General features: G+C 70.3%; 20 protein-coding genes. 13 read left to right on the top strand and 7 right to left on the bottom strand.

Annotated elements, in window-relative coordinates; genetic code table 11:
- Positions 1-93: 93 nt before the first annotated feature.
- Positions 94-1,158, bottom strand: coding sequence for a lipopolysaccharide assembly protein LapB (locus tag D7Y21_RS11130; RefSeq protein WP_121713061.1), 1,065 nt, complete (start codon positions 1,156-1,158; stop codon positions 94-96).
- Positions 1,159-1,291: 133 nt separating this feature from the next.
- Here D7Y21_RS11130 and xth point away from each other — a divergent pair, with 133 nt between their 5' ends.
- Genes xth through D7Y21_RS11110 form a run of 4 tightly spaced genes read left to right on the top strand, consistent with a single transcriptional unit; the run spans position 1,292 to position 4,631 of the window.
- Complete coding sequence (gene xth / locus D7Y21_RS11125; protein ID WP_120563946.1) at positions 1,292-2,062, top strand: exodeoxyribonuclease III; 771 nt, start codon at positions 1,292-1,294, stop codon at positions 2,060-2,062.
- Between the two features lie 14 nt (positions 2,063-2,076).
- Complete coding sequence (locus tag D7Y21_RS11120) at positions 2,077-3,249, top strand: threonine synthase (protein ID WP_121713059.1); 1,173 nt, start codon at positions 2,077-2,079, stop codon at positions 3,247-3,249.
- Positions 3,250-3,260: 11 nt separating this feature from the next.
- Positions 3,261-3,905 carry a TIGR02269 family lipoprotein gene (locus D7Y21_RS11115; RefSeq protein WP_121713057.1) on the top strand — a complete coding sequence of 215 codons (645 nt, stop codon included), beginning with the start codon at positions 3,261-3,263 and terminating at the stop codon, positions 3,903-3,905.
- 15 nt (positions 3,906-3,920) lie between these two features.
- Positions 3,921-4,631, top strand: coding sequence for a double-CXXCG motif protein (locus D7Y21_RS11110; RefSeq protein ID WP_120563949.1), 711 nt, complete (start codon positions 3,921-3,923; stop codon positions 4,629-4,631).
- A gap of 1 nt (position 4,632) precedes the next feature.
- Here D7Y21_RS11110 and D7Y21_RS11105 read toward each other — a convergent pair whose 3' ends face one another.
- A complete protein-coding gene (locus D7Y21_RS11105) occupies positions 4,633-7,023 on the bottom strand; it encodes a glycoside hydrolase family 31 protein (protein WP_121713055.1) in 2,391 nt (796 codons plus the stop codon).
- A 74-nt stretch (positions 7,024-7,097) separates the two neighbouring features.
- Here D7Y21_RS11105 and D7Y21_RS11100 point away from each other — a divergent pair, with 74 nt between their 5' ends.
- The 7 genes from D7Y21_RS11100 to D7Y21_RS11070 all read left to right on the top strand — a co-directional run bounded on the left by D7Y21_RS11100 (position 7,098) and on the right by D7Y21_RS11070 (position 14,508).
- Positions 7,098-7,289, top strand: coding sequence for a hypothetical protein (locus tag D7Y21_RS11100; RefSeq protein WP_233612057.1), 192 nt, complete (start codon positions 7,098-7,100; stop codon positions 7,287-7,289).
- 93 nt (positions 7,290-7,382) lie between these two features.
- Entirely contained in the window at positions 7,383-7,886 is a 504-nt protein-coding gene (locus tag D7Y21_RS11095; protein WP_121713051.1) for a hypothetical protein, read from the top strand.
- A 135-nt stretch (positions 7,887-8,021) separates the two neighbouring features.
- The gene (locus D7Y21_RS11090) at positions 8,022-9,665 is read left to right on the top strand and encodes a GMC family oxidoreductase (protein WP_121713049.1); all 1,644 of its coding nucleotides are present in this window, start codon (positions 8,022-8,024) and stop codon (positions 9,663-9,665) included.
- 348 nt (positions 9,666-10,013) lie between these two features.
- Complete coding sequence (locus D7Y21_RS11085) at positions 10,014-11,432, top strand: sensor histidine kinase (protein WP_233612056.1); 1,419 nt, start codon at positions 10,014-10,016, stop codon at positions 11,430-11,432.
- A gap of 101 nt (positions 11,433-11,533) precedes the next feature.
- Positions 11,534-12,205, top strand: a complete 672-nt coding sequence (locus D7Y21_RS11080; RefSeq protein ID WP_120563953.1) for a DUF2378 family protein — start codon at positions 11,534-11,536, stop codon at positions 12,203-12,205.
- A 132-nt stretch (positions 12,206-12,337) separates the two neighbouring features.
- On the top strand, positions 12,338-13,777 hold the full coding sequence (gene dgt / locus D7Y21_RS11075) for a dGTP triphosphohydrolase (RefSeq protein WP_121713047.1): 1,440 nt from the start codon (positions 12,338-12,340) through the stop codon (positions 13,775-13,777).
- 56 nt (positions 13,778-13,833) lie between these two features.
- Positions 13,834-14,508, top strand: a complete 675-nt coding sequence (locus D7Y21_RS11070) for an SOS response-associated peptidase (protein ID WP_121713045.1) — start codon at positions 13,834-13,836, stop codon at positions 14,506-14,508.
- A gap of 10 nt (positions 14,509-14,518) precedes the next feature.
- Here the strand turns inward: D7Y21_RS11070 and D7Y21_RS11065 are convergent, their stop codons facing one another.
- Positions 14,519-14,917 carry a two-component system response regulator gene (locus tag D7Y21_RS11065; protein ID WP_233591612.1) on the bottom strand — a complete coding sequence of 133 codons (399 nt, stop codon included), beginning with the start codon at positions 14,915-14,917 and terminating at the stop codon, positions 14,519-14,521.
- Positions 14,918-15,118: 201 nt separating this feature from the next.
- Between D7Y21_RS11065 and D7Y21_RS11060 the strand changes: the two genes are divergently transcribed.
- Both D7Y21_RS11060 and D7Y21_RS11055 read left to right on the top strand, forming a co-directional pair.
- A complete protein-coding gene (locus tag D7Y21_RS11060; RefSeq protein WP_121713044.1) occupies positions 15,119-15,598 on the top strand; it encodes a hypothetical protein in 480 nt (159 codons plus the stop codon).
- 117 nt (positions 15,599-15,715) lie between these two features.
- Complete coding sequence (locus D7Y21_RS11055) at positions 15,716-18,445, top strand: response regulator (RefSeq protein ID WP_121713042.1); 2,730 nt, start codon at positions 15,716-15,718, stop codon at positions 18,443-18,445.
- A gap of 6 nt (positions 18,446-18,451) precedes the next feature.
- On the opposite strand, the gene D7Y21_RS11050 is transcribed toward D7Y21_RS11055, so the two are convergent.
- The 4 genes from D7Y21_RS11050 to D7Y21_RS11040 form a co-directional block, all read right to left on the bottom strand.
- Positions 18,452-19,969, bottom strand: a complete 1,518-nt coding sequence (locus tag D7Y21_RS11050) for an Hsp70 family protein (protein ID WP_120563958.1) — start codon at positions 19,967-19,969, stop codon at positions 18,452-18,454.
- 125 nt (positions 19,970-20,094) lie between these two features.
- On the bottom strand, positions 20,095-20,478 hold the full coding sequence (locus tag D7Y21_RS42200; RefSeq protein ID WP_199735397.1) for a GIY-YIG nuclease family protein: 384 nt from the start codon (positions 20,476-20,478) through the stop codon (positions 20,095-20,097).
- Positions 20,465-21,037, bottom strand: coding sequence for a hypothetical protein (locus D7Y21_RS42195; protein ID WP_199735396.1), 573 nt, complete (start codon positions 21,035-21,037; stop codon positions 20,465-20,467). Before D7Y21_RS42195 ends, D7Y21_RS42200 begins: the two co-directional genes overlap by 14 nt.
- 183 nt (positions 21,038-21,220) lie before the next feature.
- Entirely contained in the window at positions 21,221-22,681 is a 1,461-nt protein-coding gene (locus tag D7Y21_RS11040) for a sigma-54 dependent transcriptional regulator (protein ID WP_121713040.1), read from the bottom strand.
- Between the last annotated feature and the right edge of the window lie 81 nt (positions 22,682-22,762).

Below are 22,762 nucleotides of genomic sequence, written 5' to 3'. Positions count from 1 at the left end.
GGGTGAAGGGCTGGAGGTTAGACCGGGGGGCGGGCGGGGTGAACCCGCCCGGGCCATCCCCCCGGGAACGGCGCTGTTTCCTGGCCGCCCGCCCTACGGCGCGACGGGCGGGAGCGGCTCCGGCAGAGCAGGACCCGCCGGGTCGGCCCGGGCCACGCGGCCCACCCGCTCCGCGTTGACGCGGGCCTGCACGTAGCGGGGCGACAGCCGGGTGGCGGCGGCGTAGGCGGCGCGGGCCTCCTCCAGCCGGCCCAGGCGCTCGCAGGCCACGCCCAGGTTGTTCTGCACGTAGGCCACGTGCGGCAGGAGGCTGGCGGCCTGGGTGAGGACCTCCACGGCGCGCGCGTTGTCGTTGGCGCGCAGGTAGGCGAAGCCCAGGTTGTTGAGCGCGTGGCCGTGTTCGGGGTCCAGGTGCACCGCCTGCTGGAAGCGCAGGATGGCGGAGGTGAGCTCATGGGCGCCCAGGTGCGCGCGGCCGAGCACCTGGTACACCTCCGCGTCCTCCGGGTCGCGCAGGAGCGCCTCCTCGCCCACGCGGACGGCGTCCGGGAAGCGGCCCTCCGACACCAGCAGCCGCGCCTGCTGCACCAGCGCCCCCGCGTCATGGGGCTCCGCCTGCCCCAGCCGGGCGTACGCGTCGACGGCGAGCTGCGTGTCCCCGGCCAGCCGGGCCGTGCGCGCCAGCTGCGCCAGGGCGTCCGTGGCGCCCGGGTCGTCGTGCAGCGCGCGGCGCAGCTCCGTCACGGCGCCGGACACGTCCCCCAGCTCGCGCAGGCCCAGGGCGCGGGCCACGTGGTCCACCCGGCGGGCGTGCGTGTGCGGCAGCGCCAGGGCGTCACCGGGGACGGGGGCGTCGGCGGGAGCCTCCGCCGGGGCGGCCTCGTCCACGGGGCGCGGGGCGGCCATCAGCGAGGGCGCGTGGCCCGGGGCCTCCAGGGGCAGGGTGGGCGCGGCGGTGACAGGGGCCTGTCCCGCGCGAGCCTCCATGGCGTGGGAGAGCCAGGGCTTGAGCAGGCGGGGCAGGGGGACGTCCTCCCAGGCGGCGAGCCCCAGGGCGGCGAGCGCGGCGGGGATGAGGGCCTTGCGAAGCGCGGGCGGCACGGTGAAGCGCCGGGAGGAGGCGGAGCGACGGGACCGGGTGCGCGTCTTCGGGTTCATGGCAATCCCCCCTATTGCGACCGGTGTGCCAACGGATTTCCCCTCGGGAGGCCGGCGGGTGTGTCCCTGGGGCCACAGGCCCGAGGGGAAAAGCGTGGCAGGGGCGTGGGCCGCGTGCGACGGTCCGCGGCGCATGCGAATCGCGACCTGGAACGTGAACTCGGTAAGGGCTCGGCAGCAGCGGTTGGTCAACTGGCTGAAGAGCGCCCAGCCAGACGTGCTGTGCCTGCAGGAGCTCAAGTGCACCGACGCGGACTTCCCCTTCGACGCGGTGAAGGAGGCGGGCTACTTCGCCGCGGTGCACGGGCAGAAGACGTACAACGGCGTGGCCATCCTGGCGAAGACGGAGCCCACGGATGTCATCCGGGGCCTGTCGGACGGGGTGGATGACACGCACGCGCGCTTCATCTCCGCGACGGTGAATGGCATCCGCGTGGTGAGCGCTTACGCGCCCAACGGGCAGCAGGTGGACTCGCCCGCGTACGTCTACAAGCTGGAGTGGTACCGGCGGCTGCGCAACTACCTGGACACGCGCCACAAGCCGGACGACCTGGTGGTGATGGGCGGGGATTGGAACATCGCGCCGGACCCCATCGACGTGTACGACGTGGCGCAGTGGGAAGGGCAGACGCTCTTCACGTTGCGCGAGCGGGACGCGCTCCAGCAGGTGTGTGCCTTTGGGCTGACGGACGCGTTCCGCAAGCTGTACCCGGACGTGCAGAAGTTCTCCTGGTGGGACTACCGGATGCTGATGTTCCCCAAGAACAAGGGCGTGCGAATCGACCACCTGTTCCTCACGGCACCGCTGGTGCCCCGGCTCACGGCGTGTGACGTGGACCGCGAGGAGCGCAAGGGACAGCAGCCGTCGGACCACGCGCCGGTGTGGCTGGAGTTGAAGGACTGAGTAGAGTCGGAGGCATGTCCGTCCTCCGACTTGAATGCACGAAGTGCGACCAGACGTATGCGCCGGGCAAGGTGTGGAACCTGTGCACGGCGTGTCAGGCGCCGCTGTTCGCGCGCTACGACCTGGAGAGCGCGGCGAAGACGCTGCGCAAGGAAGCGCTGCCTGGACGTGAGCGCTCCATGTGGCGCTACCACGAGGTGCTCCCGGTGGATGACCCGGCGCAGCGCCTGACGCTGGGCGAGGGCTTCACGCCGCTGCTCCCCGCGCCCCGGCTGGGTTCATGGCTGGGATTGCAGCGGGTCTGGGTGAAGGACGAGAGCGGCAACCCGACGGGCTCCTTCAAGGCGCGAGGCCTGTCCGCCGCGGTGTCCATGGCGAAGGTGCTGGGCGCGAAGGCGGTGTGCCTGCCTTCCGCGGGGAACGCGGGCAGCGCGCTGGCGGCGTACGCGGCGAGGGGCGGGCTGGAGGCGCACGTCTTCGTGCCGAAGGACATCGCGTCGCTGTTCCTGATGGAGACGCGGGCGTACGGCGCGCACGTGGAGACGGTGGACGGCCTCATCTCCGACGCGGGCCGGGTGTGCGCGGGGCTGGCGAAAGAGCACGGTTGGTACGAGTGCGCCACGCTGAAGGAGCCCTACCGGGTCGAGGGCAAGAAGACGATGGGCTACGAGCTGGCGGAGCAGCTCGGGTGGATGTTGCCGGACGTCATCCTGTACCCGACGGGTGGGGGCACGGGGCTCATTGGGATGTGGAAGGCCTTCGACGAGATGGAGGCGATGGGGCTGATTGATTCGAAGCGGCCCCGGATGGTGGCGGTGCAGGCGGAAGGCTGCGCGCCCATCGTGAAGGCGCACGCGGAAGGAAAGCTGGACGCGCCCATGTGGCAGGGCGCGACGACGCACGCGCACGGCCTGCGGGTGCCCAAGGCATTGGGGGACTTCCTCATCCTTCGTGCGGTGAAGGACAGCCACGGCACGGCGGTGTCGGTGACGGAGGAGGAGATCGTCCAGGGCACGAAGGACGCAGCCGCGGCGGAGGGGCTGTTCATGGCGCCGGAAGGCGGCGCGTGCGTGGCGGCGCTCAAGAAGCTTCAGTCCGCCGGGGACGTGAAGCCGGAGAAGACGGTGGTCGTGTTCAACACGGGCACGGGCTTCAAGTACGTGGAGAACATGGCGCCGCTGTGGTGAGCGCCCGACGGATGAGGGTCTCCGCTCTCGTCGTCTCCCTGCTGCTGACAGGTTGCGCGTCCGCTCCCTTGCCGGCGCTGGAGGACTGGGGCGCGGCGGAGGACGACGCCTGCGAGGGGCACGACCGGTGCGTGGCACTGGTCTGCGCGGATGACCTTTGCGGCCTCTATCACTGCGAGGACACCGGTGTGTTGCTGGCGCGAGGAGGCATTCGGCCTCCCGTGTCGTCAGCGGCTCCCGGTTCAGGTCCCCGGCGCAATTGGGGCAGCGCCCAGCCGCTTCCGGGTGGCCGCGAAGCCATCTTCGTCATCCGTTGGTACAACCATCCCGCGCCTCCTCCGCCACCGGATGGCAGGAGGCCTTCCGGCTCGGGCTGGGTCAAGCATCATCTCTTTCCGCAGGCAGAGGACCTCGAGCTGTTCTTCCGACGACAGGGGAAAATCAACGTGCACGACTTCACGATGATCATTCCTCGCGCGGAGCACGTGCGGCTGCACGGCGTTGGAGGACGTGGTGGCCCCTGGAATCAGGCGTGGCGAGATTTCGCTCGCAACAACATCAATGCGACTCCGAAGGAGATCCAGGATCAATTGGCTCGGATGATCGTTGACTTCAACATCATGGGTCCCATTGTTCCCTACTATCAGCTGCGCTAGCCGCCGGGAGGGACCGTGAGGTTCTTTGAAGTGAACGCTGCGGAAGGTCCTCGCTTCACTGGCTTCATCAATGGAGCGCACCGGTGGGGATTGCCGGGAGGACTGTGTCCCGTGTGTCAGTCCAGTCCAGGGGGACTGGGGGAGGCCTACCCCTCCGTGGATCTTTCGGGCTGGGCCCACCGGCAGGAACTCGTGGAAGCAAGGCAGGAACCTCTCGAGGAGTATGAGCGACTGCGAGAGCTGCTCCGGCCCCAGGTGCCCTTCGAGGCGCCATTGCGTCCAGGGGCCGAATTCGGACCCCTTACAGGAAAAGCCTCGGGCAAATGGAGCGCACTCGACCTCCCGAGTCCCTGGACCCTGGTGATGCGGAGCGAGATCGTGGACGTGCTGCGTGATGCAGGCATCGCCCTTCGCGCGAGCAAGATGGACCTGCGCTTTCGGAGCAAGGTCGAGGTGGAGCTGCGGGAGGTCGAGATCCATTGCCGAGGGCGACTGCACGACAGCTGCTTCCCGGGCGGACGGGAACGGCCCTGCGAACGGTGCGGGCGGCAAGGAGGCAGTTATCCAGACGCCCCCATCCTCGACGGGAGCACCCTGACCGGCGACCTGGACCTGTTCCGGCTGACCGACTACACGACCATCATCATCGCCACGGAGCGCTTCGTGGACGCCGTGAACCGCTTCGGCTTCGAAGGCGTCGTGTTCAAGGAACTCCCCGTCCTCTGACCTACGGCGCCACGTCCAGCCGCGTCCAATCCGCGGCGACCTGGAGCTCCAGCACGCCGTCCTCGAAACGGTGTGCCTGGGCTCCCGTCACCTTCCGCACGGACGTCAACCCATACACCCGAATCGTCTCCTCCGTCCGTGCCCTCGCGAGCGCCCCCGTCTCGCTCCGCTCCAACCGCAACACGCCCGCCGTCGCTCCGCCGCGCAGCTCCGTGAGTCGTGACTCACCGTAGCCGTCTCCCGCGTCCTCGTAGAGCCGGCCGTATATCTCCGGCGCAGCGTGCACGTGCCACTCCAGGTGCTTCCAGTTCGCGTCCGTGGTGTGCATCGCGGGCCGTGTCAGCGCCACCGCACCTCCCGCGCGCAGCCACACCGGCACCGTGTCCAGTGGCCCGTCCGCGATGACGTGCCGTCCTCCCTCACGCACTTCCCCCGTCCACTCCAGTCCCGGCCACTCCAACCACGCACCCGCTGGCAGGTACGCCAGCCGCTTCGTCTGTCCGGGCCGCACCACCGGCGCCACCAGCAGGTCCCTTCCGAACAGGAACTGATCAAACGCACCCGCCGCCTCCGCGTCCCCGGGCGCCTCCATCAACAGCGGCCTCAGCGGCGCGAGCCCTGTCTCCGACGCCTCGTGCATCAGCGTGTACAGCGTGGGCAAGAGCCGATACCGCCGCTCCAGCGCCGCTCGCGCCAGCGTCAGGTAGGGCTCCCCAAAGCGCCACGGCTCCTGCGGCGACGTTCCCTTGCCCGCGTGGTTCCGCATCAGCGGGTAGAACGTGCCCGTCTGCATCCAGCGCACCAGCAGCTCGCCGTTCGCCCGGCCGATGAAGCCCGGGATGTCCACCCCTGTGTGCGCCACCGCCGCCAGGCCCAAGCCCATCAACATGGGCAGCGATGTCTCCAGCTGCGTCCAGTGGCTGGAGTTGTCCCCCGTCCACACCGCCGAGTAACGCTGGATGCCCGCGAACCCCGCCCGCGTCAGCAGGAACGGCCGGGCCTCCGGACGCAGCTCGCGCAAGCCTTCGAACGCGCCCTTCGCCATGCCCAGCGCGTAGACGTTGTGCACCTCCAGGTGCCGCTTCTCCCCGTGACGCGCGTCGTACGGCAGCGTCTTGCCCTCCACCTGGCCAATGCCTTCCGCGCGCTCGCTCGTCAGCGTGAGGATGCCCACGTCCGGCTGCACCCCGAAACACGACGGCTCGTTCATGTCGTTCCAGAACCCCGCCATGCCCAGCGTCACGAAGTCGCGATGCAGGCCTCCCCACCAGCGCTGCACCTCCGGCCGCGTCAGGTCCGGGAACACCGCGGGCTTGGGCCACACCTCGCCCACCAGCACGCCGCCCCGGTCGTAGCGCACCAGGTAGTCGCGCGCCTTCGCGTCCTCGTACACGCCCCAGCCCGGCTCCAGCTTCAAGGCCGGGTCGATGATGGGCACCAGCCGCACGCCCTGCGCCGCCGCCTCGCGCACCAGTCCGGCAGGGTCCGGGTAGCGTGCGCTGTCCCAGGTCCAGACCTTGTACCCATCCATGTAATCGATATCGAGATACACGCAGTCCAGCGGCAGGTTCCGCTGCCGGTAGCCCTGGATGACGCCCCGGATGTCTTGCGCGTTCTCATAGCCCCAGCGGCTCTGCTGCGCGCCCAGGCTCCACAGCGGGGGCAGGGGAGGCCGCCCCGTCAACGCCGCGTACCTTCGCACCACGTCCGCCGGCCCCGGCCCCGCGAAGAGGTAGCAGTCCAGCTCCGGCCCCCACGACTCCCACGCCACCCGCGACGCGTCCGCGAGCGCCACGTCCACCTCCGAGCGCCAGGACTCGTCCAGGAAGAACCCCCATGCCACGCCGTCGCGCAGGCCCACGAAGAACGGGATGGACTGGTAGAGCGGATCCGTGTCCGGGTGGTGCGGCACCACGTCCGTGTTCCAGAACGTGAAGTGCATGCCGCGCTTGTCCAGCGGCCCCACCTTCTCTCCGAACCCTAGATAGCGCTCCCCCTCCGGCGCCCGCAGCTTCAGCCTCGCGCGGTGCCGGCTCATCGGATACGCGGCCTGCACCTCACCGGACACGTCCACGCAGCGCGCCAGCTCCCGCCCCTGCGCGTCCTGGAAGCGCCACGTCCCCGACTCCGTGTCCACCTCCAGGGACATGCCCTCCGCCGTCACCCGCGCGCTCTCGCCGTCGCGCTCGACCTTCAAGGGGTGGCCTCCCTCGGTGATGACGGACCAGGACCGCTTGCCGGGCAGCTCGGGATGGAGGAACCCGATCTCCGACGACACCGGCGCGTGCCTCAGCCGCAGCACCCCGGGCAGCGGACATGACACCTCCAGGACGGCATGCCGGCCGGACAGGCGCAGCCGGTGGGGTTCGACGTGGGCGTCAGCGACGTGCATGCCTCGCAATCTAGGGAGCACGCGCGGCCCGCACCCGCCTTTCCTTCCGGGCCCGTGCGATGCTGTCCACTGTCATGACGCCGCCCCCTGAACCGCTGCCCTTCCCGGACAGCCTCTGCCACCGCTGCGCCGCGCCGCCTCGCTACGTCCAGACGCGGACCACCACCTTCATCATGTGTCCGCTCCTGCCCCAGAAGTACGCGCCCCAGCCCGTGCGCGCGTGCTCGCTGTTCCGTCCCCGCGAGTCCGGCGCCACACCCGCGTAGCCCCCTCCGGCTCCGAAGCCGGGCAGGCAGCGGGGCGGCAGAGGCCATTCCCCGCGAGGCATCCGTACCTTTGTCTCAAACAAAGGAGCCTTCATGGCCAGCCGTCGGAAGACCCACGCCGCTTCCCGGCGCAAGCACGCCGCCGCCACACCCGCGAAACGCGCCGCGCGCAAGAGCCACACGTCCGCCAGCGCCAGCAGCCGCTATACGAACCCCGCGCTGCGCGAGCGCCTCAAGAACCGCATCATGAAGAGCGACAAGGGCGGTCGCGCAGGCCAATGGAGCGCGCGCAAGGCCCAGCTCCTCGCCGCTGAATACAAGAAGGCCGGCGGCGGCTACCGGGGGGCTCGCGGCACCTCGCAGCGCCACCTGTCCTCCTGGACGAAGGAGAAGTGGGGCACCCAGGACGGCGGCACCCGCGCCCGCCATGGCCGCACCACCGCGCGCTACCTGCCCAAGGAGGCCTGGGCCCACCTGAGCCCGGCGCAGAAGAAGGCCACCGAGCGACGCAAGCGCACAGGCTCCCGGGCGGGCCGCCAGTTCGTCGCCAACACGCCCGCCGCACGCCGGGCGAGGAAGCAGGCCACGAAGCGCTAGCCCGCGGCCCCGGGTCCTTCGTTCATTCCGGAGGCGTGCGACAGGTCCCGCCAGGAAGGCTCGCGCTCGTGGCATAGAGTGCGGACCTCCTGGAGGCGGGAAGCTCACACGCCCGGAGGAGACGGGGAGGACTTCATGGACTGCGACTGGCTCATCATCGGCTCGGGGTTTGGCGGCAGCGTCAGCGCGTTGCGGCTCGTCGAGAAGGGCTATCGCGTGGTGATGCTGGAGAAGGGCCGGCGCCTCCAGGGCCAGGACTTTCCCAAGTCCAACTGGAACCTGAAGCGCTGGCTGTGGATGCCGCGGCTCGGGTGGCGCGGCCTCTTCAAGATGACCTTCTTCCGCCACGTCACCGTGCTGTCCGGCGTCGGCGTGGGCGGCGGCTCGCTCGTCTACGCCAACACGCTGCCCATCCCACGGGACGACTTCTTCGACGCCGCCTCCTGGGGCCACCTGGCGCCGTGGAAGGAGGAACTCGCGCCGCACTACGCGACCGCGCGCCGCATGCTGGGCGCCACCGTCAACCCGCTCAACACGTTCCCCGATCAGGTCCTGCGGGAAGTGGGAGAGGACCTGGGCCGCCCCGACTTCCAGTCCACCACCGTGGCCGTCTACTTCGGCGAGCCCGGCGTCACCGTGAAGGATCCCTACTTCGGCGGCGAGGGCCCGGACCGCACCGGCTGCAACGCGTGCGGCGGCTGCATGCTGGGCTGCCGCAACAACGCCAAGAACACGCTCGACAAGAACTACCTCTACTTCGCGGAGAAGAAGGGCCTCACCCTCCACGCGGACACGGAGGTGACGTGGGTGCGCCCCCTGCCCGGCGGTGACGGCTACGAGGTGACGGCGAAGCAGGGCACCGGCTTCTTCAAGAAGACGCGCCGCTTCACCGCGAAGCACGTCATCTTCGCGGGCGGCGTGCTGGGCACCATGGACCTGTTGCTCAAGCTCAAGGACGCGCCAGACGGCCTGCCCAACCTCTCCGAGCGCGTGGGCGATGGCGTGCGCACCAACTCCGAGGCGCTCATCGGCGTCATCAGCGGCAAGAAGCAGAAGGACCGCGACCTGTCCCGGGGCATCGCCATCGGGTCCATCCTCCACACCGACGAGCACTCGCACCTGGAGCCCGTGCGCTACCCGGCCGGTTCCGGCTTCTTCCGCCTGCTCATGGCCCCCCACGTCCCCGGCGCCACCGCGTGGACGCGCGTGGCCCGGCTGGTGGGGCTGCTCGCGCGCCGGCCCCTGCGCTTCCTCCAGGCCTTTTTCGTCCCGGACTTCGCGAGCCGCACGATGATCCTCCTGTACATGCGCACCATGGAGGGCCACCTGCGCATGCGCCGCGGCCGCGCGCTCACCACCGGCTTCCGCTCCGGCCTCACCACCGGCCTGCAGGCGGGCCCCGCGCCCACCGCGAACATGCCGGAGGCCTTCGACCTGGCGAAGCGCGTGTCCGACAAGCTGGATGGCTACCCCATGACCATGGTCAGCGAAACGCTCATGGGCATCCCGACCACCGCGCACATCCTGGGCGGCGCGTGCATGGGGGACTCGCCAGCGACAGGCGCCATCGACGCACGCCACCGCTTGTATGGCTATGACGGGCTGTACGTGGTGGATGGCGCGGCCATCTCCGCCAACCCGGGCGTCAATCCCTCGCTCACCATCGCCGCGCTCGCCGAGCGCGCCATGACCTTCATCCCCGCCGCCCGGGAGCTGCCCCGGGGCGACACGGACGCCACGCTCGAAACACCTGCCCGCACCCACGCCGCGGTCTCCTGACACACGCCCGCAGGGCGTGTACGCGGATGCCCCCTGTGCCCCCTTGGGACCTGGGGGCGGGCACCATTGGTCAGACGTGAGCGCCGGACTCGTACTCCGGTCCTGCGCTCCGCGTGTTCGGTGGACGCGGGAATGGCCTGCTTGTCATTGTTGGCTGTGAATGCACGGGATGGCGCCACCCCGGCGCTGTCCCCGCACCGCCGGCATGGGTGCCGACAGTGTTCAGGCACGGGCACTCCGGTTGCCCCCAGGCAGCATGGTTGGTCTGAAGAGTTCCGTGTAGTTCCTATTTTGCAGGATTAGTCGCTTTCGCCACCAGTCCGGTCGGGTGAAGAGATGACTTCGTTCATGTCAGCCTTTTCCATTCATGCTCCGGTGCATGTCTCTCCTGGCCTGGAGGGCCGGGCGGCGGCGCTTCTGGCGCTGCAGTTGCGTGAGTCGCGCAAGCGGGTGGATGGCCTGTTCACCTGGTTGATGTTGGGGCAGTGGGCGGCGGCGGTGCTGGTGGCGGTGTTCGTGTCTCCCTATGGGTGGGAGGGCAAGGTGCGCGCGCTGCACCTGCACGTGCAGACGGCGGTGCTGCTGGGCGCGGCGCTGAGCGTGTTCCCGGTGATGCTCACGCGGCTGCACGCGGGGGAGACGGCGACGCGCCACGTGGTGGCGATAAGCCAGATGCTCTGGTCCGCGCTGCTCATCCACCTGACGGGGGGCCGCATCGAAACGCACTTCCACATCTTCGGCTCGCTGGCGGTGCTGTCGTTCTACCGCGACCCGAAGGTGCTGCTCACCGCCAGCCTGGCCATCGTCGTGGACCACTGCATGCGGGGCGCGCTGTGGCCGGAGTCCGTCTATGGCCAGCTGCACCCGGAGTGGTGGCGCTTCCTGGAGCATGCCTTCTGGGTGGCCGCCATCGACGTGGTGCTGGTCGTCGCCTGCCGGGACGCGCTGCGCGAGCTGGGAGAGCGGGCCGGGCGCCAGGCCCTGGCGGAGGCCACCATCGAGGAGGAGCTGGCGCTGCGGGCGGGGCAGCTGGATGCCGCCGTACGCGAGATGCACGCCGTCCGCGGCCACGTGGAGCAGATGGAGCGGTTGGCGTCGCTGGGGCAGCTGACCGCCAGCGTCAGCCACGAGCTGCGCAACCCGCTGGCGGCCGCGCGCACCGCGCATGCGTTCGTCCAGCGCCGGATGCGCAAGGCGGAGGCACTCCCCGCGGATCCACGCATCACCCGCTTCCTGGACATCATCGACCGGGAGTTGCAGGCGTGCTCGGTCATCATCTCCGACCTGCTGGACTACGCGAAGGGCCGGCCCCCTCGCCGCACGCCCTGTCCGCTCAAGCCGCTGGTGGAGGAAGCCATCAGCGTGGTGCCGTGCCGCGAGGGCGTGCGCGTGAACAACCAGGTGCCGGACGGGCTGCCGGTGCCGCACCTGGACCGCGAGCAGTTCCGCCAGGTGCTGGTCAACCTCATCCAGAACGCGGTGGAGGCCATTCCGGCGGAGCGCTCCGGGACGGTCTGCGTGCACGCCGATGCGTTGGGGGACGGCGGCTGGAGCCTGCGCGTGACGGACGACGGGCCGGGCATCCCCGCGTCGCTCCTGGAGCGCATCTTCGAGCCCATGTTCACCACCAAGCTGCGCGGCACCGGGCTGGGGCTCGCCATCGTGAAGCGGCTGGTGCAGGGACATGGCGCGCGCATCCAGGCGGAGAGCGACTTCGGCCACGGTTCTCGCTTCACCGTCCTCTTCCCTGAGGCGTCTCTTCCCTGAGGCGTGCGCGCCGGCTGCCGCGGCGCATCCCTGAAGAGAGAGCAGCGGCACGTTGGCGATTCGCACGTGGGGCGTGGGCTCACGCGATAACGGAGGCAGGCATGCAGGCACAGGCGAAGCCGTACCCGGAGGCGGGTGCGGTGGATGCGGACTGGGCAGTGCGGCGCATGGCGGCGACGGAGCTGGACACCGCCCGGGGGATGTTCTTCCTGGGGGTGCTGGAGACGGTGCGCACCGGCGCGGGGGAGGAGGCGGTGGCCGCCTGCCGGGCGGTCACCGACGAGCGCCGCTTCGTGGGCTTCTTCAACTACCCGGTGGCCACCTTCCTCAAGCTGGCGCAGGTGGCGGCGCGGCAGCTGTCACCCCGGTGTGGCGGGTTCGACGAAGCGCTGCGGCAGATGGGGATGCAGGCCACGCGCAGCTTCCTGGAGTCCGCGGTGGGGCGCACGTTCCTGCTCCTCGCCGCGGGCGACCCGCGCAAGCTCGTGACGAACCTGCCGTCCGGCTACCAGATGGCGGTGAGCTACGGGGAGCGCACCGTCGACTGGAAGGGAGAGGGGGACGCGCTGTTCATCATGCGGCGCGACTTCATGCCGCCGGCGTATCACGAGGGGGTGCTGCGCGAGGTGCTCACCATGGTGGGGGCTCGGAACCTTCGGGTCCAGGGGCGCAAGCTGGGCCTGCTGGACACCGAGTACCACATCACCTGGGAGGTGCCTGTCGTGCTGCCCGCGGAACCCCCCAAGCCGTCCCGCTGGCGGGTGTTCCAGTAGGGCGCGGAGGGGGACCGGGAGTTGGGGCCCGGTCCCCCGGGGCGTCGCGCTCTGGATGGCGCGGGAACTTGCGCCTCCGGTGCGGGGGGGCACGATGGCGGGGCTCTCCTCGTATCGGGAGGTCTTCTCCGCGTGAGCCGCAATGACAGTCAGGAACGGACGGAGCGCTGGCGGCGGCTCCTGTCGGACACCCGCATCGGGTCGGGGCCGCGCTCCGCGCAGGCGGAGGACGCGCACCGGCAGCTCGACGAGCGCAATGACTACTCGCGGGACTACGACCGCATCGTCTTCTCCAGCGAGTTCCGCTGCCTGCACGACAAGACGCAGGTGTTCCCGCTGTCGACGAGCGACTACACGCGCACGCGCCTCACGCACAGCATCGAGGCGTCCTGCGTGGGCCGCTCGCTGGGCCACCAGGCCGGGCTGGAGTTGAAGGCGCAGGGCGTGGAGTTGGATCCCTCGCACCTGGGCACCATCGTGGCGGCGGCGTGCCTGGCGCATGACATCGGCAACCCGCCGTTCGGCCACTCCGGAGAGGCGGCCATCCAGCACTGGGTGGGGCAGCGGCTTTCGCCGCCGGGGGAGGGGAAGAAGAGCCCGTTCGCGACGGAGGCCGAGTGGTGCGACCTGCGCGACTTCGAGGGCAACGCGCAGGGCTTCCGCATCCTCAACCGGCTCCAGTCGCGCGAGCGCCGGGGCGGGCTGCGCTACACCGCCGCGACGCTGGGGGCCATGAGCAAGTACCCGCGTCCGTCGGTGCTGCCGGGCTCGCGGCAGAAGACGAAGGGCGTCGTGTCGGAGAAGAAGTTCGGTTACTTCCAGGAAGACGTCGACCTGGCGCTGGAGGCGTACCGCGCCACGGGCCTGCGCGAGCGCGAGCCTGGCGTGTTCAGCCGCCACCCGCTGGCCTTCCTCGTCGAGGCGGCGGACGACATCTGCTACGCGGTCATCGACCTGGAGGACTCCGCGAAGCTGGGGCTCGTGCCCATGGAGCGCGCGTGTCAGTTGCTGGAGTCGGTGCTGCCGGAGCCCACGGCCCGCAAGCCGCCCCGGCACCTGGAGACGCGGATGGCGCAGGCGCGGGCGAGGGCCATCGGGAAGCTCATCCCGGAGTGCGTGGAGGCCTTCGTGGAGCACGCGCACGACCTGGAGGCGGGGCGGATGGAGACGTCGCTCACCGCGCTCAAGCCCGACGTGCGCGCGCGGCTGGAGGAGATCACCGACTTCACCCGCGAGCACGGTTACTGGAGTGAGCGCGTGCTCCAGATTGAGAGCGCCGGCTTCAAGACGCTGGGCGGCCTGCTGGACATGTTCGCCCTGTCGGTGCTGGCGGAGGCCCCCAACGCGGAGGAGAAGAAGCTGCGGCAGCTGTTGCCCATGGAGTGCTTCCAGCGTCCGGAGTTCGCGGCGGCGGATGAAGCGGCGCAGCGGCCACTGCGGAGGGACGAGGCCATCCAGCGGCTCACGCCGTACCAGCGGCTGCTGTGCGTGACGGACTACATCACCGGCCTGTCGGACAGCCGCGCGGTGGAGCTGTACCAGCGCCTGTCTGGCATCCAGCTGCCCACGTAGGCCCTCGGGCGCCGGGAACGTGCGGCGCCGGCCGCCGGGCGCTACGCTTCAACCCCATGTGTGGCCGAGTCACCGTCCGGACCTCTCCCGCGCAGCTCGTCGCCGAGCTGGAGCTCGCGGGCGCGCGCGCGACGCTGGAGCGCGAGCGTTTCAACCTCTGTCCCACGCAGCTGTTGCCCGTGGTGCCCAACGACGGCGCGCGGCTGTTGGACGTGTTCCGCTGGGGGCTCATCCCGTCCTGGGCGAAGGAAGCGTCCATCGGCAACAAGCTGATCAACGCGCGTGGTGAGACGGTGGCGGAGAAGCCCAGCTTCCGCTCGGCGTTGAAGCGCAGGCGGTGCCTGGTGGTGGTGGACGGCTGGTACGAGTGGAAGCAGTCCACGAAGCCCAAGACGCCGTACTTCTTCCACCACCGCGACGGGAAGCCGCTGGCCCTGGCGGGGCTCTGGGAGGAGTGGACGGCGCCGGACACGGGCGAGGTGCTGCGCACCTGCACCATCATCACCACGGGCCCCAACGCGCTGATGGCGCCCATCCACGACCGGATGCCCGTCATCCTGTCGCCGGAAGGCCAGGCCGTGTGGCTTCGCCCGGAGCCCCAGGAGGCGTCCGTCCTGCTGCCGCTGCTCGTCCCCGCTTCGGAAGCGCCGCTGGACGTCTACGAGGTGGCGCGCGGGGTGAACTCGCCCGCCAACGACGGCCCGGAGTGCGTGGCCCGCGTCGCGGCCTGAGCCTCGCCCGCTATCCCGCCGAGGTGCCCTCCTTCTTCTCCGGAGGCGGGTAGTAGGGCGCCACGGCCTCCTTGAAGAGCTCCATGTGCAGGGGCTTCTGGAGGGTCCCGACGACGCCGGCCATCCGCTCCGTCTGGAAGCTGGCGGTGAGCACGAAGACGGGCAGCCCGCACAGCGTCGCGTCGTCGTGCAACCGCCGCAGGAAGCCGTGGCCGTCCATCACCGGCATCATCAAATCCAGCAGGACGATGCAGGGCTTGCGGCAGGAGGCCAGCGCCAGCAGTCCCTCCTCGCCATTGGACGCCGTCAGCACGGAATAGCCTTCGAATTCGAGGTACCGGGCCATCACTTCCAGCTCCGGCTCGTCATCGATGAGGAGGATCAAGGGCGGGGTCGTCGCGTCGGGCACGGCTCTCTCTTCCGTGATGTCAGAGTAAAGCTAGGTCGCCCGAACGCCGCACTGCCCAGGGCCTGCCGTTGATTCCGGGCTGGCGGTTCCAACCACGGCCAGCAGGGCAGGGGGCTGGCTGGCCGTCTGCCCCGAAACAGTGGCGCGGCGGCCCAGGTCACTTCCTGGGTGCTCCGGAAAAAGCCCCCTAGGATTCGCGCCATGACGTCCTCCGACAGGGTGGTGCCGGGCAGGCGCCGGCGCATCACCGTGGCTTCCCTGACGGGACTCGCCGCGCCCCCGGACGTGGCCCGGAAGGCCCGCGGCTGCGCGACGGAGGCGAACCGGTGCATCGCCCTGACGGAGACCGCCTTCCACGCGCGGCTCTTGGAGCCCTTCGCGGCCCCCTCCCTGGGAGAGGCCTCCGCCGCGCTCGACCGCGACCTGGGGGACGCCGGCTGTCCCACGCTCGCCGCGCGTGAGGTGCGCACGCGGGGCGTGACATTGGAGGACCCTGCATCTGGCATGTCCTCCCTGGCCTCGTCCGTGGCATGGATCCCCTGGGCCCCCGGCCGCCAGGCACGCTCACGCATCGCCCGGGGCGTCCTCGCCAGCACCCTGGGAGACCTCACGCCGCTGCATGGAAACAGAACGAAACATCCCGCCCCCCTGCATGGCCAGGCAGGCACTCCAACCCCCTGAATCGCCGTCCCGGGAGCGCCGGGAAAAGGCCTGCGCCTGCCCACCTCCACGGTTTTCCGTGGATGACATGGAACTGGCGCCTCGACTGACCTACAGTTCTTGAACGGAGGGGGAAGTTTGCCCGAACTGCCACCCAGCACGTATCCGGCCTTGTTCGAGCACACGCGAGACGGCGTGCTCGTCCTGGACCCGACCCTGCGGGTCGTGGCCGTGAACCGTGCCGCGGAGGCACTGCTGGGCCCTCGCGACCTGTGGGTGGGGCAGTCCGTGGAGGGCGTGCTGCCGGGTTGGACGCCCCCCCAGGTCTCTTCCCCGGACGACGCACCCCTGGAGACGGAGCTCTCCGTGGGCCCGGTGCGCTCCGTGCGGGTGCAGGCGCTGCCCCAGGACGGCGGCTGGCTGCTGCTGCTCCGGGGCCTGGACGCGGCTCAGGCGGCCGAGTCCATCCTCCGGCAGCAGAAGGAGTTCTTCGAGGCGGTGGTGCGCCACAGCCCGGTGGCCATCGTCACCATCAGCCGCGCCTTCGAGGTGCTGTCCTGGAACCCCGCCGCGGAGCGGCTCTTCGGGTACGCGCCGCAGGAGGCGATGGGGCGCAACATCCTCAAGCTCGTGGCCAACCTGGACGACATCCGTCCGGAGGCCGAGGAGACGTCGCGCGAGGTGCTGCGCAAGGACCGTGTGCACGTCGTCACCAAGCGCGCGCGCAAGGACGGCACGGTGGTGGACGTGGAGCTGCGCGCCATGCCGGTGACGGTGGCGGGCCAGTCCATGGGCTTCATCGCCATCTACCACGACGTCACCGACCTCCAGCGGGCGCGCCAGTCCGCCGAGGACGCCAACCAGGCCAAGAGCCTGTTCCTGGCCACCGTGAGCCATGAAATCCGCACGCCGATGAACGCCATCATCGGCATGGCGGGGCTGCTCATGGACACGGCGCTCACGCCCGAGCAGCGCGACTTCGCGTCCACCATCCGCCAGAGCGGGGACGCTCTGTTGGGGCTGCTCAACGACATGCTGGACTTCTCCAAGATCGAAGCCGGCCGGGTCGAACTGGAGCAGCAGCCCTTCAACCTGCGCCAGTGCGTGGAGTCCGCGCTGGATCTGCTCGCCATGCGCGCGAGCGAGAAGTCCCTGGACCTGGGCTACCACGTCACGGACGAGACGCCCGTCAGCGTGGTGGGCGACGGCGCGCGCCTGCGGCAGGTGCTGCTCAATCTGGTGGGCAACGCGGTGAAGTTCACCGAGCGCGGCGGGGTGTCCATCTCCGTGGACACGCCGCGCCAGCCGCTCGCGCCGGGCGGCCTCTTCGAATTGCACTTCTCGGTGCAGGACACCGGCCTGGGCATCACCGAGGCCGCGCGCGCGGGCCTCTTCCAGCCCTTCAACCAGCTGGATGAATCCGTGTCGCGCCGCTACGGCGGCACGGGGCTGGGGCTGGCCATCAGCAAGCGGCTGGTGGAGGCGATGGGCGGGCGGCTGTGGATGGAGAGCGAGGGCGTGCCGGGCAAGGGCGCCACGTTCCACTTCACCTTCCAGGCGCGCGAGGCCGCGCGCGGCGCGGAGGCCCTGCGTCCGGACGCGCTGAAGCTGCACGGCCGGCGCGTGCTGGTGGTGGACGACAACGCCATCAACCGCAAGCTGCTGGGCCGCCAGCTGGCCGCGTGGGGCATGGCCATCGTGGAGGTGGGCTCCGGCGCGGAGGCGCTGTCCAAGCTGGAGTCCGGGGCCCGCTTCGACCTGGCCATCCTGGACCACCGCATGCCGCTGATGGACGGCCCCACGCTGGCGGCGCACATCCGCCAGCAGCGCGACGCGCGCGAGCTGCCCCTCTTGCTGCTCACCTCGTTTGATCAGCGCGACGCGCAGCCGCCCGGCCTCTTCACGGCGGTGCTGCCCCGGCCGGTGAAGGCGTCGCAGCTGCATGACGCGCTGATGACGTGCCTGGCACAGGACCTCATCTCCGCCCGGCCCATCCCCGTCACGCCCGCGCCCGCCACGCGCGAGCGCTCCGTGTTCAACACGCGCCCCGGCGAGCAGATGCCGCTGCGCATCCTGCTGGTGGAGGACAACCCCACCAACCAGAAGCTGGCGCTGCTGGTGCTGGACCGGCTGGGCTACCCGGCGGACACCGCGAACAACGGCCGCGAGGGGCTGAACCTCCTGTCGCGCAAGCGCTACGACGTCGTGCTGATGGACGTGCAGATGCCGGAGCTGGACGGCCTGGCGACGACGCGCCAGCTGCGCCAGGACATGCCCGTCAGCGAGCAGCCGTGGATCATCGCCATGACGGCCAACGCGATGACGGCGGACCGCCGCGAGTGCCTGGACGCGGGCATGGACGACTTCCTCAGCAAGCCCATCCGCGTGGAGGAGCTCATCTCCGCGCTGCGCCGTGCCTGGGAGCGCCTGCCGGGAAAGCCCGGGGGCGTCCCCGTCGCCCGTGCTCCGGAGGCCCCGCGCATGGGCGCCCCGCGCATCCGGGGGCTGGAGGAGGGCGCGTTGGACCGGCTGTGGCAGTCCCTGGACGGGCAGGTGGAGCGGATGCTCCCGGAGCTCGTGGACACCGCGTTGGAGAGCATGCCCCGGCTGATGGACGACGCGCGCGGGGCGCTCGCGCGAGGCGAGCTGGAGAACCTGGCGCGCGCCGCGCACACGCTCAAGTCCAACGCGGCCTACTTCGGCGCGGCCATGCTGGAGTCGCTGTGCTGGGACATCGAGCAGCGCGCGGACGCCCGGGTGATGGACGGGATGGAGCCGCTCGTCGCCCACTGCCAGGAGGCGCTGGAGGAGAGCCGCCAGCTCCTGGAGCAGCTCAAGGGCACCGTGGTGTCCCGGGCCGCGGGCTGACGCGCTTCAGGCCCGCTGGGGCGCGTTCGGGTCGCTGATGGTGAGCGGCTGACGCTGGCCATCCTTCGCGACGAGGCTCGCGGTGAGGGCAAAGTCCGGTCCCATGCGCAGCTCCAGCGTGGTGGGGCCCGGGTGGGCCACGCGCCAGTCCGGCTCGATGCGCACGGTGCCCAGGAGCTCGCGCTCCACGGTGGTGCGGTCCAGGGCCTCGAAGAGGGCCACCGGCACGGGGCCGGGCCAGGGCGGCAGCTCCAGGTCCACGGAGCGTGTGCCGGGCACGGGCGTGTTGGCGGGGAGCACCTCGTGCTGGCCGCCGCCGGGCACCATGGCGCCAATGGGCATGGGCACCACGTCCGACAGGCCGCTGATGCCGCGCGCCAGGTTGCGCCCCAGGATGGCCGCGCCCACGGCCACGCCCAGCTCCGGGTGCACTTCCTTGTCCGACGACAGCTTCTTGAAGTGGGCCAGGCGCTTGCGGATGGCGGGCATGCGCGTCTGGCCGCCCACCATCACCAGCTCGTCGATGGCGTCCGGCTTCATGCCCGCCTTCTCCAGCACGTCGTCGCACGCGGCGGCGGTGCGCTCGATGAGCTGGAACACCATGGCCTCCATCCGCTCGCGGGTGAGCGTGACGTTGAAGTCCACGAAGGCGCCGTCCTTCTGCGTGATGCAGGGGATGCGGATGGGGACGGACGCGCCGCTGGAGAGCGCCATCTTCGCGGACTCGGCGGCGAACACGAGCCGCTGCATCACGACCTTGTTCCCGCGCAGGTCGATGCCGTGCTCCTTCTGGAAGTCGTCCACCAGCGCTTCCACGATGGCTTCGTCGAAGTTGGCGCCGCCCAGGAACGCGTCGCCGCCGGTGGCCAGCACCTTCACCACGCGGTTCTGCACGGACATGAGCGTGACGTCGAAGGTGCCGCCGCCCAGGTCGAACACCATCACCGTCTGCTCGGGGTTGCGCAGGTTGGCGTAGTAGAGCGCCGCGGCGGTGGGCTCGTTGACGATGGCGCGCACGCGCAGGCCCGCCTTCTCCGCGGCGTGGCGGATGGCCTCGCGCTGGCGGATGGTGGCGTGCGCGGGCACGGTGAGCACGCACTCCTTGAACGGGGCTCCGGCCGCGTGCGTGGCCAGCGTGTTGAGGTGCTTGAGGATGAAGTGCGCCACGTCGATGAGCGGCGTCACCTTCCCGTACACCTCCACGGCGGTGTAGCCGTCCGGGCCCTCCACCAGCTCGAAGGCGAAGCGGTTGCGGTGGCGCGCCACGTATTCGGACTGGAAGCGGCGGCCCAGGAAGCGCTTGGCGCCGAAGATGGTGTGGCGCGGGTCGTCGATGATCTGCCGCCGCGCCGCGGGGCCGACGATGGCCTTGTCGCCCGCGTGGAACCACGCGATGGAGGGCAGGGTGAGGCTCTTGTCCGCGATGGGCACCACGCGCAGCTTGTTCGCCTTGTCGAAGAAGGCCGCCGCGGTGTTGGTGGTCCCGAAGTCAATGCCGAGGATGGGGGCGGCGCTCGTGCTCATGTGGGGCCGCCATCCTCGCACGTCCCGCCGCGCCGGGGCACCCGGCACGGCGGACAGGATGTGCTCAGGGGTGCTCCCGGCCGCCACCATTCGCCTGGGCGCGGAGGTCGGTTGAACCCACCGTGTCAGGACCTGGGCGGCGTGTTGTAGCCGGCGTCGCCGTAGGGCTTCAGGCGCTCCAGCCACATCTCCTCCAGCACCTTCAGCTCCTCGATGGGCAGAGGGCCGCCGGGCTCCTCGCGGGGTGGGAGCTTGTCCAGCACCTCGAAGGAGAAGGCCGCTTCGCCATGGCGCTCCCAGTCCGCCTGGAGCTCGGGGACGCGGTGCATGCGCTGGGCGAACTCGAACCGGATGCGGTTGAACATCGCGGTCAGGTTGAGGGCGTGGCCCACGAACAGCTTGCCGTTGGCGTGGCAGCGGATGGCGTAGATGCCCATGGGCACCTCCGCTTCCTTGTATGCGCGCTTGCGCTCCGCGCGAGCCGCGCGCGAGTCATCACCGGACGTCATGGTGACCTCCGAAGCCCCGCGAGACGAGCTTCGCCTCCAGCCGCTCCTTCGCGGCCGGGTCGCGTGGGCGCACCCAGTCGCGGCCCATCCGTTCCCAGTCCGCGTCGCGCGAGTCGATGCCCAGCGCCTGGAGGAAGTCGGCCTCGCAGATGAAGCACTGCTCGCGGAAGGGGAAGAGGAAGCCGCCCTGCGACTCCAATGAGCGAGCGGCCTCCTCGTAGGTGGAGAACCACCGGTTGAGGAACGTGCTCTGGCCCTTCTGGAAGAAGGCGCGAGTGTCCAGCGTGTGCGGCCGGGCCTCCAGGGCCTGCTTCAGCTCCGTCCAGGTGGTGTGCCCGGCTTCCCGCGCGACGACGGCGAGCCCGTGCTTGTGCTGTACGGCGTCCCGGCGGGTGAGCACCTCGCCCAGGGACAGGGACGCGAAGAAGGGCAGGGCGCGCATCCGTTCCGCGGCGCGCGTGGCGCGGGCGGTGTCGGACGAGTCCAGGTCCTTGAGGAGCAGGGACGCGCGGACCTTGTATTCATGAAGCGTGACGGGGAGGGTGCTGCCGGTTCCCATGACGAATCCTCCGGTGCTGGCCCTCACCCGTTGGGGGACCGTGGAAGGACTTCATCGGGAGTCTGGCGACAGCGGGTGAAGCGAGGGTGACGTCGTCTTTCCGGGCGGCGGGCACCCCTCGGCACCCGTGGGACGAATAGACCAGACGCGTCCCACGGTCGTCAAACGCGGCCCGGACGCTCGCTAGGACTCGGACTGTCCGCGGCGCAGGCCCAGGGCCTTCATCTTCTTGTAGAAGTGACCCCGCTCCAGGTCGAGGATCCGCGCCGCCTCCGTCACGTTGTCATGCGTGTGGGCGAGCACCCGCTGGATGATCTCCCGCTCCGCGTCCTCCACCTGCTCGCGGAAGGTCTGATCCACGCGAGGCTTCCAACCTCCCGGGTTCGAGGGAGCGGGCTCGGCGGGAGCCGTCACCACCGGAGCGGGCTGCGCGGCGGGCACGTCACCACCCACGGTGGGCTCGGGCATGGGGGGCAGGGGACGGCCCCGGGGCAAGAGCTCCAGCGCGTCCGTGCGCGAGACGACCGGCCCCTCGCAGAGGATGGCCAGTCGCTCCACCAGGTTGCGCAGCTCGCGCACGTTGCCCGGGTAGTCATACGCGCTCATCACCGCGAGCGCGTCCGGCGACAGCGCCAGGGGCCGCCGCCCGTTCTTCGCGCACGCCTCGCGCAGGAACGTGTCGATGAGGTCCGGCAGGTCCTCGCGGCGCTCGCGCAGCGGCGGCGAGTGAATCTGCACGACGTTGATCCGGTAGTAGAGGTCCTCGCGGAAGCGCCCCGCGGCGATCTCCTTCTCCAGGTTCTTGTTCGTCGCGGCGATGACGCGCACGTCCACCTTGAGCGTCTCCGTGCCGCCCACGCGCTCCAATTCTCCCTCCTGGAGCACGCGCAGCAGCTTGGACTGCATGGCGGCCGGCATGTCGCCAATCTCGTCCAGGAAGAGGGTGCCCTCGTGCGCCAGCTCGAACTTGCCGCGCCGCACGCTCACCGCGCCGGTGAAGGCGCCCTTCTCATGGCCGAACAGCTCGCTCTCGATGAGGTCGTGCGGCACCGCGGCGCAGTTGAGCTTCACGAACGGCCCGGCCTTGCGCCTGGAGTTCTGGTGCAGCGCCCGCGCGATGAGCTCCTTGCCGGTGCCGTTCTCCCCGGTGATCAGCACGCGCCCCTCGCTGGGCGCCGCGCGCTGGATGAGGGAGAAGATGCGCTGCATGGCGGGCCCGCCGCCCACCATGTCGAAGCGGCCCAGCTGCGCGCGCAGCTCCTGCAACTCCTCCATCGCCGCCTGGTGCTTGAGCGCGTTGCGCAGCGCCACCAGCAGCCTGTCCCGCGCCAGCGGCTTCTCCAGGAAGTCGCGCGCCCCCAGCTGCGTCGCCTTCACCGCCGTGTCGATGGTGCCGTGGCCGGACATCATGATGACGGGCAGGTCCGGCTTGAGCTCCGTGAGCCGGGCCAGCACCGTGAGGCCGTCCATGTCCGGCATCTTCACGTCCATCAACACCGCGTCCACAGGCCGCGCGCTCACCACGTCCAGCGCCACCTGCCCGCTGCTGGCCAGCTCCGTGCGGTAGCCGGCCAGCTGCAACGACTGGCTCAGGGTGAGGAGGATGTTCTTTTCGTCGTCAACGATGAGGACAGCAGCGGGCATGGGCAAACCGTTCACACTCTCACGGAAATAATCGGGGCATCAAGGGTCTCGTGCTGCCCGGAGGGGCAGGGAAAAGACAAA

Source organism: Corallococcus sp. AB045 (assembly GCF_003668895.1).
Lineage (GTDB): Bacteria > Myxococcota > Myxococcia > Myxococcales > Myxococcaceae > Corallococcus > Corallococcus coralloides.
Note: the sequence above shows the minus strand (reverse complement) of the source record. Positions and strands in the feature narration are given on the sequence as shown.

What these genes read in the sequence shown, in the direction of transcription:
- D7Y21_RS11130 (WP_121713061.1), bottom strand. Translation starts at nt 1,158, where the DNA reads ATGAACCCGAAGACGCGCACCCGGTCCCGTCGCTCCGCCTCCTCCCGG.
- xth (WP_120563946.1), top strand. Translation starts at nt 1,292, where the DNA reads ATGCGAATCGCGACCTGGAACGTGAACTCGGTAAGGGCTCGGCAGCAG.
- D7Y21_RS11120 (WP_121713059.1), top strand. Translation starts at nt 2,077, where the DNA reads ATGTCCGTCCTCCGACTTGAATGCACGAAGTGCGACCAGACGTATGCG.
- D7Y21_RS11115 (WP_121713057.1), top strand. Translation starts at nt 3,261, where the DNA reads ATGAGGGTCTCCGCTCTCGTCGTCTCCCTGCTGCTGACAGGTTGCGCG.
- D7Y21_RS11105 (WP_121713055.1), bottom strand. Translation starts at nt 7,023, where the DNA reads ATGCACGTCGCTGACGCCCACGTCGAACCCCACCGGCTGCGCCTGTCC.
- D7Y21_RS11100 (WP_233612057.1), top strand. Translation starts at nt 7,098, where the DNA reads ATGACGCCGCCCCCTGAACCGCTGCCCTTCCCGGACAGCCTCTGCCAC.
- D7Y21_RS11095 (WP_121713051.1), top strand. Translation starts at nt 7,383, where the DNA reads ATGGCCAGCCGTCGGAAGACCCACGCCGCTTCCCGGCGCAAGCACGCC.
- D7Y21_RS11090 (WP_121713049.1), top strand. Translation starts at nt 8,022, where the DNA reads ATGGACTGCGACTGGCTCATCATCGGCTCGGGGTTTGGCGGCAGCGTC.
- D7Y21_RS11085 (WP_233612056.1), top strand. Translation starts at nt 10,014, where the DNA reads ATGTCAGCCTTTTCCATTCATGCTCCGGTGCATGTCTCTCCTGGCCTG.
- D7Y21_RS11080 (WP_120563953.1), top strand. Translation starts at nt 11,534, where the DNA reads ATGCAGGCACAGGCGAAGCCGTACCCGGAGGCGGGTGCGGTGGATGCG.
- D7Y21_RS11070 (WP_121713045.1), top strand. Translation starts at nt 13,834, where the DNA reads ATGTGTGGCCGAGTCACCGTCCGGACCTCTCCCGCGCAGCTCGTCGCC.
- D7Y21_RS11060 (WP_121713044.1), top strand. Translation starts at nt 15,119, where the DNA reads ATGACGTCCTCCGACAGGGTGGTGCCGGGCAGGCGCCGGCGCATCACC.
- D7Y21_RS11050 (WP_120563958.1), bottom strand. Translation starts at nt 19,969, where the DNA reads ATGAGCACGAGCGCCGCCCCCATCCTCGGCATTGACTTCGGGACCACC.
- D7Y21_RS42200 (WP_199735397.1), bottom strand. Translation starts at nt 20,478, where the DNA reads ATGACGTCCGGTGATGACTCGCGCGCGGCTCGCGCGGAGCGCAAGCGC.
- D7Y21_RS42195 (WP_199735396.1), bottom strand. Translation starts at nt 21,037, where the DNA reads ATGGGAACCGGCAGCACCCTCCCCGTCACGCTTCATGAATACAAGGTC.
- D7Y21_RS11040 (WP_121713040.1), bottom strand. Translation starts at nt 22,681, where the DNA reads ATGCCCGCTGCTGTCCTCATCGTTGACGACGAAAAGAACATCCTCCTC.